This is a genomic window from Shigella sonnei (assembly GCF_002950395.1).
GTDB lineage: Bacteria > Pseudomonadota > Gammaproteobacteria > Enterobacterales > Enterobacteriaceae > ECMA0423.
The window spans coordinates 4,019,344-4,033,124 of the sequence record NZ_CP026802.1; the positions used below are offsets into that span (position 1 = coordinate 4,019,344).

A 13,781-nucleotide genomic window follows, 5' to 3' on the forward strand; every position below is an offset into this window, starting at 1 on the left:
ATTATTACGGGAAAGAACGTGCCGAAATATCTTAAACAGTCGAAATTTAACGCATTGTTGAAGAAGAAAGACAAAAAAAGCCCCACCAGAATGGCGGGGCAAAGAGAATAGCTAGTTAGCTATTTAACGCGGGACGTTCGCTGATAGCGATACGCTGCGCTGCGATGGGTTCAGGCTCATTACGAATTAAATCAATATGCAGTAAACCGTTTACGAAAGTTGCGCCAGAGACTTCCATATTTTCAGCCAGCGTAAAGCTCAGGCTAAATGGCTGATTCATAAGCCCTTGATGCAGCCATTTTTTCTCTTCTTTTGGCTGCTCCGGCGTGCCTTTTACGCTCAGGCGCGTACCTTCCAGTTGAATCTCTAAATCTTCCTGACGGAAACCTGCCAGCGCAAGGGTAATGCGGTAGTGGTTATCGTCGCTTTTCTCAATGTTGTACGGCGGGAAGCTCTGACTTTCACCGGCGTTTTGCAGTGCGTTGGCCAGTTTGTCAAAACCGATCCATTGACGCATCAGTGGGGATAAATCGAAGTTACGCATAGTCATTTCTCCTTCTAAGAAGCGAGTAAGTACCTGCAAATCCGAAGATTCGCATATGCTCCCTGACGGCGAGCATGGAGATGTCAGGCCGCGCCAGGCGGCCTTAAGGAATTAGTTGATTTCGATACGGCGCGGTTTTTTCGCTTCCGGAATCACGCGTTCGAGATCGATATACAGCAAACCATTTACCAGGTTAGCGCCACGAACATGAATGTTCTCAGCTAACTGGAATTTGCGTTCAAAGTTGCGTTCAGCGATGCCCTGGTACAGATAGGTGCGCTCTTTTTGTTCGTCGGCGTGAGCACCTTTCACCACCAGCAGATTATCCTGGGCGGTAATTTCCAGTTCGCTCTCAGCAAAACCAGCCACAGCGATAGCAATGCGGTAATGGTTTTCGTCTACCAGTTCAACGTTATACGGAGGGTAGCCGCCATTACTCTGGCTCTGGTTGTTTTCTAAGTGGTTAAACAAACGGTCAAATCCAATAGCAGAACGGTAAAGCGGGGATAAATCAAAGTTACGCATAATCAATAGCTCCTGAAATCAGCGAGAATGTAAGACCTTCCACAATGGACAGGTCAGGTAGCCAGAACACCCATCAGGCGCGTCCTCATCGACTACGATGTAAAAATGGGTCTGGAAATGAACTTTTCAAGCCTTATCAGCGGACTTTTTTTTGCAGTTTATGGTCTATTGCATAGACTGAGGGGGCAGCACGAAACGTTAAAGTGCGATAGCCGCCACAGAGCGACGTAATGATGATGTTATTTTCAGCAAGGGATCGCTATAACTCATCAGGCCAACACCCACGATCAACAGATGAATTTATTATGATAAGAAATGTGTTGTTAGCGTTCATGATATGCAGCGGAATGGCATTACTCGGAGGATGCTCCAGCGTGATGTCCCATACCGGAGGGAAAGAAGGAACGTATCCCGGCACCCGCGCCAGCGCCACCATGATTGGCGATGATGAAACCAACTGGGGCACTAAGTCGCTGGCGATTCTCGATATGCCGTTTACCGCTGTGATGGACACGCTTTTATTACCGTGGGATGTGTTCCGCAAAGACAGCTCGGTGCGCTCACGCGTTGAAAAAAGCGAAGCCAACGCGCAAGCCACCAATGCGGTTATTCCACCGGCCAGAATGCCTGATAACTGATTTAGCGATCAGTTTCGGTGATCCACAGCTGGCCACCTTCCATCCACGCCAGCCATTGACCATCCGGCGAGAAGACCACGGCGTCCGCAGAAGGTGGATTGGCGTGGTTTTCGGTTAAATACTCAACCTCGCCGCTTTGCGCATGGGCACAAGCAATTCGATTATCCAGCACAAAGCCCAACCATTCTCCTGACGGATGCCAGTTAAATGCAGACTGAATATCCGTTTTGTTATGGGTTAACTGGCGCGGCTCGCCGCCCTGTGGCGAGATAAGCCACAGTTGCACAATGCCGTTATCATCACGCATTAAAAACGCGATTTGCGTACCCTGCGGATTACAGCGCACCCAGTGGCGCGGGACGTTGACTAACCCCGGATAAGCCCGATGGTGGGTAAAGGTTAAACGTCGCTGCACGACGCCACGCGGTGGCGCGGGCAGGGTGGTTTCCGTTCCACTTAACGGCGCATCACCTGCCGCTTTCCAGCCAGCTTCATCTTGCGGCAACTCAACGATAAACAGCTCCGGCACTTTCTCACCCTTTGGCGAAAGTGTGTCGCCAATAAACGCCAGCGCGTGATTTCCTACCCATCCTTCTTCATAAGCACGATTGATTTCATCACTGCCAGGCTGCGGCGTGGGCGTGGTTTTACTCACCAGCACACACCAGTGGCTGCCGCTGTATTCACGCGGATGCTGCTTTTGTACGTTGACCGGACCAAACGGCGCAGCAACACCGACGTTTCGCAAATCCAGCGCCGGATCGAGTTCATGCATTACATGGTCGTTATAGGTAAAGCTCACCCTTTCACCGTTCGGGCTAAAGACATGCACATGGCTGCCGCCGCGCAGCGCTCCTGGCGTATACGGCGCGGTAATATCCATTGCATCGAGATTGCTCACCTTGCCGCCTTCAGCAATGACTCCGCGCCGATGATGGAAGTCGTAATGCCATGTTTCATCAGGATTTTCCGGGCCGTGAATAAAGACATATTTCTCTGACTTCGGATGAACGGTCACCACGCCGACGTGTGCGCCCTGTGACGCACAGTAGATAACCTCGACCTCACCGGTATGGATATTCACACGCTCAATGGTCTCGCCGGTAAACGACGCCCCAGAAGGACGCACGTCAAATACCAGCCACTGGCTGTCGGGCGTCCAGGTATTGGTATTGGTGAGCAGGTGATTACGGGGAGCAAAGGTTATCTGTTTCATGGCGCGGTCCTGATACAAAACGGGTCCAGCCATCATACTTCACAAGGACTTCACTTTCAGACAATAGTCTTTTGCCATCGTGATGAATGTGAGTGAAAAGATGGAACATTTCGACGTGGCGATTATTGGCCTCGGCCCGGCAGGGTCGGCGTTGGCACGAAAGTTAGCCGGCAAAATGCAGGTGATCGCGCTGGATAAAAAGCACCAGCATGGTACTGAAGGTTTCAGCAAACCTTGTGGCGGTCTGCTGGCACCGGACGCGCAGCGATCTTTTATTCGCGATGGGCTGACGCTTCCTGTCGATGTGATCGCTAATCCGCAGATTTTCAGCGTCAAAACCGTCGACGTCGCCGCATCGCTCACGCGTAACTACCAGCGAAGCTATATCAATATTAATCGCCATGCTTTCGACTTGTGGATGAAATCGCTGATCCCCGCCAGCGTTGAGGTTTATCACGACAGCCTGTGTCGAAAAATCTGGCGTGAGGATGATAAATGGCATGTCATTTTTCGTGCAGACGGCTGGGAGCAGCATATTACCGCCCGCTATCTGGTCGGTGCCGATGGTGCCAACTCGATGGTGCGGCGACATCTCTACCCGGATCATCAAATCCGTAAATATGTCGCAATCCAGCAGTGGTTCGCAGAGAAACATCCGGTGCCGTTCTACTCCTGCATCTTTGATAATGCGATAACTGACTGTTATTCATGGAGTATCAGCAAAGACGGTTATTTTATCTTTGGCGGTGCCTATCCAATGAAAGACGGTCAGACGCGTTTCACGACTCTGAAAGAGAAAATGAGCGCCTTTCAGTTCCAGTTTGGCAAAGCGGTGAAAAGCGAAAAATGCACGGTGCTGTTTCCCTCACGCTGGCAGGATTTTGTCTGCGGTAAGGACAACGCCTTTCTGATTGGTGAAGCGGCGGGATTTATCAGCGCCAGCTCGCTGGAGGGGATTAGCTATGCGCTGGATAGCGCAGACATTCTGCGTTCGGTGTTACTGAAGCAGCCAGAGAAGCTCAATACCGCTTACTGGCGCGCCACCCGCAAACTGCGTTTAAAACTCTTCGGCAAGATAGTAAAAAGCCGATGCCTGACCGCACCGGCTTTAAGAAAGTGGATTATGCGCAGTGGTGTGGCACATATTCCACAGTTGAAGGATTAGCCAACGCGCTTCACATCGCCCACCAGCAGGATATAAGAGAGCGCGCCAATCAACGCGACGGCGGAGATATAAACCAGTGCAGGTGCGAAACCGTAACCCTGCGCCAGGTACCCCACCACCAGCGGAACGGTGATGCCGCCCAGACCACCGGCGAAGTTAAACACGCCGCCGGTTAAACCAATCAGGCGCATCGGTGCCAGAGAAGAAACCAGCGACCAGGTAATCGAAGCAAAACCGTTACCGAAGAATGCCAGCGCCATCAGGCACATAATCATCATCGGATCGTTAGTGTAGTTAGCGCCCATAATGCAGGTGGAGATCAGCAAGCCGCAGATAATCGGCGTTTTACGCGCAAAGCCCAGTGAAAAGCCCTTACGTACCAGCAGATCCGCTACCCAGCCAGAGAGCAGGACGCCGACAAACGCCGCGAGGAATGGCACCGTGGTCATAAAGCCTGCTTTCAGCGCCGTGATTCCTTTTTCCTGGGTTAAATAGTTCGGGAACCAGGTTAAGAAAAACCACAGTGTAGAAGCCACCGCAAATTGCCCAAGATAGACGCCGATCAGTTTACGATGGAACACCAGTTTCCAGTCTTTGGCTGTTAACGGCTGACGTGCCTCTTTCTTCACTGGCGCATCACCATCCACCAGACCGCCGCCATCACGAATGTAATCCAGTTCAGCTTTGCTGATGCCTTTGGTCAGGCGCGGCGGCTGATAAACCTTAAACCAAATCAGCGACCAGATAATGCCGATACCACCAGTCACAATGAACACCCAGTGCCAGCTCAACATCTCCTGAATCCAGATCAGCAGCGGAGTCAAAAACGCCAGACCGACAAACTGACCAGACGTATAAAAACCAACGGCGGAAGCGCGTTCATGTTCCGGGAACCAGCTGGTCACCATCCGGTTATTGGTCGGGAAAGCGGGCGCTTCGAAAATACCGGTTATCGCACGCAGACCAATTAATGACATTAATCCCGTGGCAAAGCCCTGGAATAAAGTCGCCACTGACCAGCCAAATATCGCAATAAAATAAGTCACGCGAGAACCTACGCGATCTAAAAACCAACCGCCGGGGATCTGGCATAGCGTATAAAGCCAGGCGAAGGCCGAAAATACATAGCCCATTTCCGCTTTCGTAATGCCGAACTCTTCCTGAATATGGGCGGAAGCCACGGCCAGGTTAGCGCGGTCAACATAACAAATGACCACCGTAATAAAGATCATCACCAGCGTCAGATAACGCCGACGCCCCGGCTTTGCTGCATTAACGGGAATATCCATAGCGAGCTTTCTCCAGATTTTGGGCATAGCGAAGCCGCTCACCATGCCCTGTAATTTACAGAGGGTTATATTTTTGTATTGCTGTTTTAGTGCCCGATGAGGGGCTTACGTGGCAGGAATTACCACTCTGCTACGCTGTTATCTTCATGACGCCAGAGTGGATTACGCCAGTCCGGGGCATTTTTACTGAACTCAATAACTTTAGCTTCGTCGATTTCCACGCCTAAGCCCGGTTTCGTTAGCGGTTTAAAGAAGCCGCCAACCATGCTGAAGTCTTCTTTGTTTTTCACAAAGTCGAGTAACTCCGCGCCTTTGTTGTAATGAATTCCCATACTTTGTTCCTGAAGTACCGCGTTATAGGAAACAAAGTCGATATGCAGACAAGCCGCCAGTGCAATCGGTCCGAGCGGACAGTGCGGCGCAAGGGTCACGTCATAGGCTTCTGCCATTCCGGCAATTTTGTAGCATTCGGTAATACCGCCTGCATGGGAGAGATCCGGTTGTAGAATCGAAATACCGCCTGCCTCCAGCACGCGTTTAAAATCGAAACGTGAGAACATGCGCTCACCCGCCGCCAGTGGAATATGCGTTTGTGCCGCCAATTTCGGGTAGTATTCGGCTTGTTCCGCCAGCACCGGCTCTTCAATAAACAGCGGGCGATACGGCTCCAGTTCTTTAATCAGCACTTTCGCCATTGGCGCGCTGACGCGACCGTGGAAATCAAGACCAAACTCAATCTGATTGCCAAAAGCTTCACGAATTTGTGCCACGGTGTTGACTGCCGCATCTACCGCGCGGGAGTTATCAATTAGCCCCAGTTCTTCACAACCGTTCAGTTTGAAGGTATCGAAGCCGATTTCGCGCAGGGTTTTAATACCGTCGATCACATCCGCCGGACGATCGCCGCCGACCCAACTGTAGGCTTTAATTTTGTCGCGAACCAGGCCGCCCATCAGTTGCCAGACCGACGCATTCAGCACTTTACCTTTGATATCCCATAACGCCTGGTCGATCCCGGCAATGGCGCTCATCAGGATTGGACCGCCACGATAAAATCCGGCGCGATACATCACTTGCCATAAGTCATTGATGCGCTATGGATCCTGACCAATCAAATAGTCACCCAGCTCGTGAACTGCCGCTTCCACCGTGCGGGCGCGGCCTTCAATCACTGGCTCGCCCCAGCCGACGACGCCTTCATCGGTTTCAATTTTCAGGAACATCCAGCGGGGAGGTAAACGATACGTGGTAATTTTGGTGATTTTCATTGCACTGCCTCTCGATACGCCTTAACAAATGCTGCTGCCTGCTGCGCGGTGCGTTCTACGGACTGCCCGGCGCGATAGAGATCGCTGCCTAAGCCCGCCCCAGCACAACCTGCGTCTATCCACTGCGCCAGGTTTTCTGGCGTCACGCCGCCAACGGCAAAGACTGCGATGTCCGATGGCAATACCGCTTTTAACGCTTTGATGTATTGCGGACCAAAAGCCGATGACGGAAATATTTTCAGCGCCTGCGCGCCCGCTTCGAGCGCGGTAAAGGCTTCGGTCGCCGTCGCGCAGCCGGGGCAGACGGTCATGCCGTAGCCCACCGCACGGCGGATCACTTCACTATGGATATTGGGCGTAACGATGAGCTGACAGCCCATCCTGGCGAGCGCATCGACCTGTTCAGGTTTCAGTACCGTACCTGCGCCAATCAACGCCTTGTCGCCATACGCATCAACGATGGCGGGAATGCTTTGCTCCCATTGTGGGGAATTCAGCGGGATTTCAACCGCGTCGAACCCGGCGTCAATCACCGCGCCAACATGCGCCAGCGCCTCGTCGGGCTTAATGCCGCGCAAAATGGCGATCAGCGGAAGTTTAGTTTGCCACTGCATGAGCGATGCTCCTTATACCAGCCTGAAATGCCGTGTCGCCCGCCACCGCCGTCACGTCGCAACCCATCGCCTGAAAGGCTTGCTGGTAGCGCGCGGTCAACGATGTTCCGGCGACAAGGGTGATGGCGTGTTGATGGGCCACATAGTCGCGCATACTGGCGACCTCTGCGCCAATCAACAAACCAGAGAGAAATTCACTGACCTGTTCACGGGGAAGTGTTCCCAGCACATGCGAGGCACGAACTTCAAAAAGCTGCGGCAATATGGCGGGCGTATTAAGACCACGCTCAAGGCCAGCCGTGAAGGCATCGGCAGAGTTTTCCTGCGGCGGCAAACCTGCACCAATCAATGAGTGATTTAACAGTAAATGATGTAATTCACCGGTCATCACGGTGCGAAAATCGTTGATTTGCTGGCTATCGGCCTGCACCCATTTGCAATGCGTACCGGGCATGACATAAAGAGAGGAAGGAGCCAGAGCTCGCGCGCCGATCAATTGAGTTTCTTCGCCGCGCATCACATTGTGGTTATCATCATGAGAGACGCATAATCCGGGAATAATCCAGATATTGTCGCCAACAGACGTTAATTGTTCGCCAATAGACGAAAAACGGGCAGGAACAGATAAATACGGAGCAACTTTCCAGCCGACATTGCTGCCGACCATTCCTGCCATTACCACTGGCGTATTCTCTTCACGCCAGTCGGTCGTGACTTCTGCTAACACCGCAGCCGGAGATTTTCCGTTCAGGCGCGTGACGCCTGCTTCTGATTGCCTGCTCTCCAGGCAGTGGTCGCCCTGATAAAGCCAGGCGCGCAGATTGGTCGATCCCCAGTCAATTGCGATGTAGCGAGCTGTCATGTGATTTCCTTTAACCTTCGTGTCGAGCTGGCGATCATGGTAAGCGCCGCCTGCTCTGCCGCATCGCCGTCCTGATGCCGTATCGCATCGAACAGCGCCTTATGTTCCTGGAGCGTTTGCGGCATGTTGGCCTCATCGCCCATCCAGGTTCGTTCAAAAACCGCCCGCTGCAGCGAACTGATCGCAATGCTAAGTTGCTGTAACACCGGGTTATGCACCGACTGCAGCACCGCCTCGTGGTAGCGAATATCCGCTTCGTTAAACGCTTCGCGGTCCTGATTGTTGGCAATCATCTCGTTCAGCGCCGATTCAATCTGCGCCAGATCGCTGGAGGTCGCGCGCTCTGCTGCCCAACGGGCAATCGCCGGTTCCACCAGATTTCGCACTTCGCTCATGGCACTGATAAGCCGTGGGTCGTAGTCGTTTTCCAGCACCCATTGCAGTACGTCAGTGTCGAGGTAATTCCACTGGTTACGCGGTGCCACAAACGCGCCGCGATAACGTTTCATTTCAATCAGCCGTTTCGCCATCAACGAACGGAACACCTCACGGATGATGTTGCGCGAGGTTGCAAACTCCTCACAGAGTTCCGCCTCAGCCGGAAGCGGCGAGCCTGGTACGTATTTGCCGTGAACGATCTGTTTACCCAGCGTAATGACGATGCGATCGGTTTTATTGAGAGTCATGGAGAGTCCTTGTGCTCTGTATGTTCTTCTCTACTTTACCCCGATCGATGCATAACACGGCAACTTTGTAGTACCAGCGTGATGACGTTCGCGTTTGCTGTGCGTGTAATGTAGTACAAACTTATATTGTTGTACTACAATTTAGATCACAAAAAGAACAATGCGTAAAAAAATGACATGCGTCGGGCAGAAATCTGAAAAGGGATATCAGGCGCTAAACAGGAGGGAAAGAAGAGTATGCTTTCAACGGCTTAGCTACTCGTTTAAAGGATTAATCATGAAGTTGAATCTTAAGGGATTTTTTAAGACTGCCGGTTTATTCCCACTGGCGCTGATGCTTTCGGGCTGTATCTCGTATGCCCTGGTTTCCCATACCGCAAAGGGTAGTTCAGGAAAGTATCAATCGCAGTCAGACACCATCACGGGGCTATCGCAGGCAAAGGATAGTAATGGAACAAAAGGCTATGTTTTTGTAGGGGAATCGCTGGATTACCTTATCACAGATGGTGCCGATGACATCGTTAAGATGCTCAAGGATCCAGCTCTTAACCGGCACAATATTCAGGTTGCTGATGACGCAAGATTTGTTTTAAATGCGGGGAAAAAGAAATTTACCGGCACAATATCACTCTATTACAACTGGAGCACAGAAGAAGAAAAAGCACGAGTGACACAATATCGTTTTGCTTGTGGTGTTCAGCACTGTACCCGGACAGTAGAAAACCTGGAAGGTACTATCCATGAGAAAAATAAAAACATGGATTACTCAAACGTAATGGCTTTCTACCATCCATTTAAAGTGCGATTTTATGAATACCATTCACCCAGAGGCATTCCGGATGGTGTTTCCGCAGCATTACTGCCAGTGACTGTTACGCTGGACATCATTACTGCACCGCTGCAATTTCTGGTTGTATATGCAGTAAACCAATAATCAGTAAGCGGGCAAACGCGTTTATGCTGTTTGCCCGCCCACAGATTAATTCAGCACATACTTCTCAATAGCAAACGCCACGCCATCTTCAAGGTTAGATTTGGTGACAAAGTTCGCCACTTCTTTCACCGAAGGAATAGCGTTATCCATCGCCACACCGACGCCTGCATATTCAATCATTGCGATGTCGTTTTCCTGATCGCCAATCGCCATGATTTCTTCCGGTTTAATACCTAACACGTCGGCCAGTGATTTCACACCCGTACCTTTGTTAACGCGTTTATCGAGGATTTCGAGGAAGTACGGCGCACTTTTCAGCACGGTATATTTCTCTTTCACTTCCTGCGGAATACGCGCGATAGCCTGGTCGAGGATGGCGGGTTCATCAATCATCATCACTTTCAGGAACTGGGTATTGGGGTCCATTTTCTCCGCTTCGCAGAACACCAGCGGAATAGTGGCAACGAAAGATTCATGCACTGTGTAGTAGCTGATATCGCGGTTGGCGGTGTACAGCGTGGTGCGGTCCAGGGCGTGGAAATGAGAACCGACTTCGCGAGAGAGTTTTTCCAGGAAACGATAGTCGTCATAGCTGAGAGCAGTTTGCGCCACGGTGCTACCATCAGCGGCCTTCTGTACTAGCGCGCCGTTATAAGTAATGCAGTAGTCGCCCGGCTGTTCCATATGCAGCTCTTTCAGGTAGTTGTGCACACCTGCATACGGGCGACCCGTCGTTAGCACGACATTCACGCCACGGGCGCGAGCTGCGGCAATCGCATTTTTAACGGCGGGTGAAATGGTGTGATCGGGCAGCAGAAGGGTGCCATCCATATCGATAGCAATGAGTTTGATAGCCATGAGTTCCCCAGGTAGATTGGTTCCTGACCCATGCTAACGCGATTCCGCTCAAAAATCAGTACAACACCCGAGGGAAAAGGGGGATGCAACGCGGGTTGCATGCTCCCCATTTGCTTAGCGGAAGAGTTTCCCTTTCAGCAGTTCCATACCTGCGGAAAGCAGATCGTTATTGGCTTGTGGTGACACTTCACCTTGCGGTGAGAGCGCATCAATAATCTTCGGCAATTGCTCTGCCAGTAAACTGGAAGCTGTACTGGTATCCACGCCAAGTTTTTGCCCGAGATCGGACACCGCATTTGTGCCGAGCGCCGATTCCAGTTGCTCGCCACTAACCGATTGATTGCCCTGTTGATTACTCAGCCAGGTTGAGAGAATGGCCCCTAAGCCGCCACTTTGCAGTTTTTCCAGCAGCACCTGAATGCCGCCCTGCTCCTCAACCCAACTTAAAATAGCCTGATATTTCCCCGCATCGCCTTTCAGAAAGGCACCGACAACTTCATCAAAAAGCCCCATGATAATCACCTGTAAAGCGTTACGTGTTGACCCAAAAAGTATAGATTTGCGGGATGATAATTGCGGATTGCAGAAATAAAAAGGGCGGAGATGATCTCCGCCCTTTTCTTATAGCTTCTTGCCGGATGCGGCGTGAACGCCTTATCCGGCCTACAAAATCATGAAAATTCAATACATTGCAAGATTTTCGTAGGCCTGATAAGCGTAGCGCATCAGGCACGCTCGCATGGTTAGCGCCATTAAATATCGATATTCGCCGCTTTCAGGGCGTTCTCTTCAATAAACGCACGGCGCGGTTCAACGGCGTCGCCCATCAGCGTGGTGAACAACTGGTCGGCAGCAATCGCATCTTTAACGGTAACGCGCAGCATACGACGGCTTTCCGGGTCCATGGTGGTTTCCCACAGCTGTTCCGGGTTCATCTCGCCCAGACCTTTATAACGCTGGATGGAGAGGCCGCGACGGGACTCTTTCACCAGCCAGTCCAGCGCCTGCTCGAAGCTGGCTACCGGCTGACGACGCTCGCCACGTTCGATAAACGCATCTTCTTCCAGCAAGCCACGCAGTTTCTCACCCAGCGTGCAGATACGACGATATTCGCCACCGGTGATAAACTCGTGATCCAGCGGATAGTCAGTATCCACACCGTGGGTACGCACGCGAACAATCGGTTCAAACAGGTTTTGTTCGGCATTGGTGTGGACATCAAACTTCCACTGGCTGCCGTGCTGTTCTTTGTCGTTCAGTTCGCTGACCAGCGCGTTCACCCAGCGGGTAACGGTCTGCTCATCAGAGAGGTCGGCTTCCGTCAGCGTCGGCTGATAGATAAGCTCTTTCAGCATTGCTTTCGGATAACGACGCTCCATGCGGTTGATCATTTTCTGCGTCGCGTTGTACTCAGACACCAATTTCTCTAACGCTTCGCCAGCCAATGCCGGTGCGCTGGCGTTGGTGTGCAGCGTTGCGCCATCCAGCGCGATAGAGATCTGGTACTGATCCATCGCTTCGTCGTCTTTAATGTACTGTTCCTGCTTGCCTTTCTTCACTTTGTACAGCGGCGGCTGAGCGATGTAGACGTGACCGCGTTCAACGATTTCCGGCATCTGACGATAGAAGAAGGTCAACAGCAGCGTACGAATGTGCGAGCCGTCGACGTCCGCATCGGTCATGATGATGATGCTGTGATAACGCAGTTTGTCCGGGTTGTACTCGTCACGACCGATACCACAGCCAAGCGCGGTGATAAGCGTCGCCACTTCCTGAGAAGAGAGCATCTTATCGAAGCGCGCTTTCTCAACGTTGAGGATTTTACCCTTCAGCGGCAGAATCGCCTGGTTCTTGCGGTTACGCCCTTGCTTCGCAGAGCCGCCCGCGGAGTCCCCTTCCACCAGGTACAGTTCGGAAAGCGCCGGATCGCGTTCCTGGCAGTCTGCCAGTTTGCCCGGCAGGCCCGCTAAGTCGAGCGCACCTTTACGGCGGGTCATTTCACGCGCGCGACGCGCCGCTTCACGGGCACGGGCAGCATCGATAATTTTGCCAACCACGATTTTCGCGTCGGTTGGGTTTTCCAGCAGGTATTCTGCCAGCAGTTCGTTCATCTGCTGTTCAACCGCTGATTTCACCTCAGAAGAAACCAGTTTGTCTTTGGTCTGGGAGGAGAATTTCGGGTCCGGCACTTTCACGGAAACGACCGCAATCAGGCCTTCACGCGCATCGTCACCGGTGGCGCTAACTTTGGCTTTTTTGCTGTAGCCTTCTTTGTCCATGTAGGCGTTCAGGGTACGGGTCATCGCCGCACGGAAGCCTGCCAGGTGAGTACCGCCGTCACGCTGCGGAATGTTGTTGGTAAAGCAGTAGATGTTTTCCTGGAAGCCATCGTTCCACTGCAACGCCACTTCGACGCCAATACCGTCTTTTTCAGTGGAGAAGTAGAAGATATTCGGGTGGATCGGCGTTTTGTTCTTGTTCAGATATTCAACGAACGCCTTGATGCCGCCTTCATAGTGGAAGTGGTCTTCTTTGCCGTCGCGCTTGTCGCGCAGACGAATGGAAACGCCGGAGTTGAGGAACGACAACTCACGCAGACGTTTCGCCAGAATTTCATATTCGAACTCGGTCACATTGGTGAAGGTTTCGAGGCTGGGCCAGAAACGCACCATGGTGCCGGTTTTTTCAGTCTCGCCGGTAACCGCCAACGGTGCCTGCGGTACACCGTGTTCGTAGATCTGACGGTGAATTTTACCCTCGCGCTGGATAACCAGCTCCAGTTTTTGCGACAGGGCGTTTACTACCGAAACACCAACGCCGTGCAGACCGCCGGACACTTTATAGGAGTTATCGTCAAATTTACCGCCTGCGTGCAGAACGGTCATGATCACTTCCGCCGCCGATACGCCCTCTTCCGGGTGAATACCGGTCGGAATGCCGCGCCCGTCATCCTGTACAGAGACAGAGTTATCGGCGTGAATGGTGACGATAATTTCTTTACAGTGACCCGCGAGCGCTTCGTCGATAGCGTTATCTACCACCTCGAATACCATGTGGTGCAGACCGGTGCCGTCATCCGTGTCGCCGATATACATACCCGGGCGCTTACGCACCGCATCCAGCCCTTTCAGGACTTTGATACTGGAGGAGTCATAAGAATTCGACATCAACGTTTCTCGCTC

General features: G+C 52.1%; 13 protein-coding genes, 1 pseudogene and 1 other annotated feature. Of the genes and pseudogenes, 3 read left to right on the plus strand and 11 right to left on the minus strand.

Features of this window, described 5'->3' with window-relative positions; genetic code table 11:
- Positions 1 to 115 precede the first annotated feature (115 nt).
- Entirely contained in the window at positions 116 to 544 is a 429-nt protein-coding gene (gene ibpB / locus C1P89_RS20770; RefSeq protein ID WP_001243431.1) for a small heat shock chaperone IbpB, read from the minus strand.
- Positions 545 to 655: 111 nt separating this feature from the next.
- Positions 656 to 1,069 carry a small heat shock chaperone IbpA gene (ibpA, locus tag C1P89_RS20775; protein WP_001243437.1) on the minus strand — a complete coding sequence of 138 codons (414 nt, stop codon included), beginning with the start codon at positions 1,067 to 1,069 and terminating at the stop codon, positions 656 to 658.
- Positions 1,063 to 1,135, minus strand: a sequence feature (ROSE (Repression Of Heat Shock gene Expression) occurs in the 5'-region of heat shock genes and acts as an RNA thermometer to modulate expression.). It overlaps the preceding gene by 7 nt.
- Positions 1,136 to 1,374: 239 nt before the next feature.
- On the opposite strand from ibpA, the gene C1P89_RS20780 reads away from it, so the two are divergent.
- Positions 1,375 to 1,707 (plus strand): YceK/YidQ family lipoprotein, encoded by a 333-nt coding sequence (locus C1P89_RS20780; protein ID WP_001313407.1) that lies wholly within the window; start codon positions 1,375 to 1,377, stop codon positions 1,705 to 1,707.
- 1 nt (position 1,708) lies between these two features.
- Here the strand turns inward: C1P89_RS20780 and C1P89_RS20785 are convergent, their stop codons facing one another.
- The gene (locus C1P89_RS20785; RefSeq protein WP_005140517.1) at positions 1,709 to 2,923 is read right to left on the minus strand and encodes a YidR family protein; all 1,215 of its coding nucleotides are present in this window, start codon (positions 2,921 to 2,923) and stop codon (positions 1,709 to 1,711) included.
- 100 nt (positions 2,924 to 3,023) lie between these two features.
- On the opposite strand from C1P89_RS20785, the gene cbrA reads away from it, so the two are divergent.
- Positions 3,024 to 4,088: a colicin M resistance lipid reductase CbrA gene (gene cbrA, locus C1P89_RS20790; RefSeq protein ID WP_005140515.1), complete on the plus strand. Its 1,065-nt coding sequence runs from the start codon at positions 3,024 to 3,026 to the stop codon at positions 4,086 to 4,088.
- Here the strand turns inward: cbrA and C1P89_RS20795 are convergent.
- The 5 genes and pseudogenes from C1P89_RS20795 to dgoR all read right to left on the minus strand — a co-directional run bounded on the left by C1P89_RS20795 (position 4,085) and on the right by dgoR (position 8,807).
- Positions 4,085 to 5,422 (minus strand): MFS transporter, encoded by a 1,338-nt coding sequence (locus C1P89_RS20795; protein WP_000253455.1) that lies wholly within the window; start codon positions 5,420 to 5,422, stop codon positions 4,085 to 4,087. The two genes, cbrA and C1P89_RS20795, sit on opposite strands and share 4 nt — an antisense overlap.
- Positions 5,423 to 5,496: 74 nt before the next feature.
- Positions 5,497 to 6,645 (minus strand): annotated as a pseudogene (gene dgoD / locus C1P89_RS20800) (galactonate dehydratase).
- Positions 6,642 to 7,259 carry a 2-dehydro-3-deoxy-6-phosphogalactonate aldolase gene (dgoA, locus tag C1P89_RS20805; RefSeq protein WP_001198699.1) on the minus strand — a complete coding sequence of 206 codons (618 nt, stop codon included), beginning with the start codon at positions 7,257 to 7,259 and terminating at the stop codon, positions 6,642 to 6,644. Before dgoA ends, dgoD begins: the two are co-directional and overlap by 4 nt.
- Positions 7,243 to 8,121: a 2-dehydro-3-deoxygalactonokinase gene (gene dgoK / locus C1P89_RS20810; protein WP_000127108.1), complete on the minus strand. Its 879-nt coding sequence runs from the start codon at positions 8,119 to 8,121 to the stop codon at positions 7,243 to 7,245. Before dgoK ends, dgoA begins: the two co-directional genes overlap by 17 nt.
- Positions 8,118 to 8,807, minus strand: a complete 690-nt coding sequence (dgoR, locus tag C1P89_RS20815) for a D-galactonate utilization transcriptional regulator DgoR (protein ID WP_000174305.1) — start codon at positions 8,805 to 8,807, stop codon at positions 8,118 to 8,120. Before dgoR ends, dgoK begins: the two co-directional genes overlap by 4 nt.
- Positions 8,808 to 9,084: 277 nt before the next feature.
- Between dgoR and C1P89_RS20820 the strand changes: the two genes are divergently transcribed.
- Positions 9,085 to 9,741 (plus strand): YidX family protein, encoded by a 657-nt coding sequence (locus C1P89_RS20820; protein WP_000773806.1) that lies wholly within the window; start codon positions 9,085 to 9,087, stop codon positions 9,739 to 9,741.
- 45 nt (positions 9,742 to 9,786) lie between these two features.
- On the opposite strand, the gene yidA is transcribed toward C1P89_RS20820, so the two are convergent.
- The 3 genes from yidA to gyrB form a co-directional block, all read right to left on the minus strand.
- Complete coding sequence (yidA, locus tag C1P89_RS20825; RefSeq protein WP_000985549.1) at positions 9,787 to 10,599, minus strand: sugar-phosphatase; 813 nt, start codon at positions 10,597 to 10,599, stop codon at positions 9,787 to 9,789.
- Positions 10,600 to 10,713: 114 nt separating this feature from the next.
- Positions 10,714 to 11,154, minus strand: coding sequence for a YidB family protein (locus tag C1P89_RS20830; RefSeq protein WP_463725820.1), 441 nt, complete (start codon positions 11,152 to 11,154; stop codon positions 10,714 to 10,716).
- Positions 11,155 to 11,351: 197 nt separating this feature from the next.
- Complete coding sequence (gene gyrB / locus C1P89_RS20835; RefSeq protein ID WP_000072067.1) at positions 11,352 to 13,766, minus strand: DNA topoisomerase (ATP-hydrolyzing) subunit B; 2,415 nt, start codon at positions 13,764 to 13,766, stop codon at positions 11,352 to 11,354.
- Positions 13,767 to 13,781 lie beyond the last annotated feature (15 nt).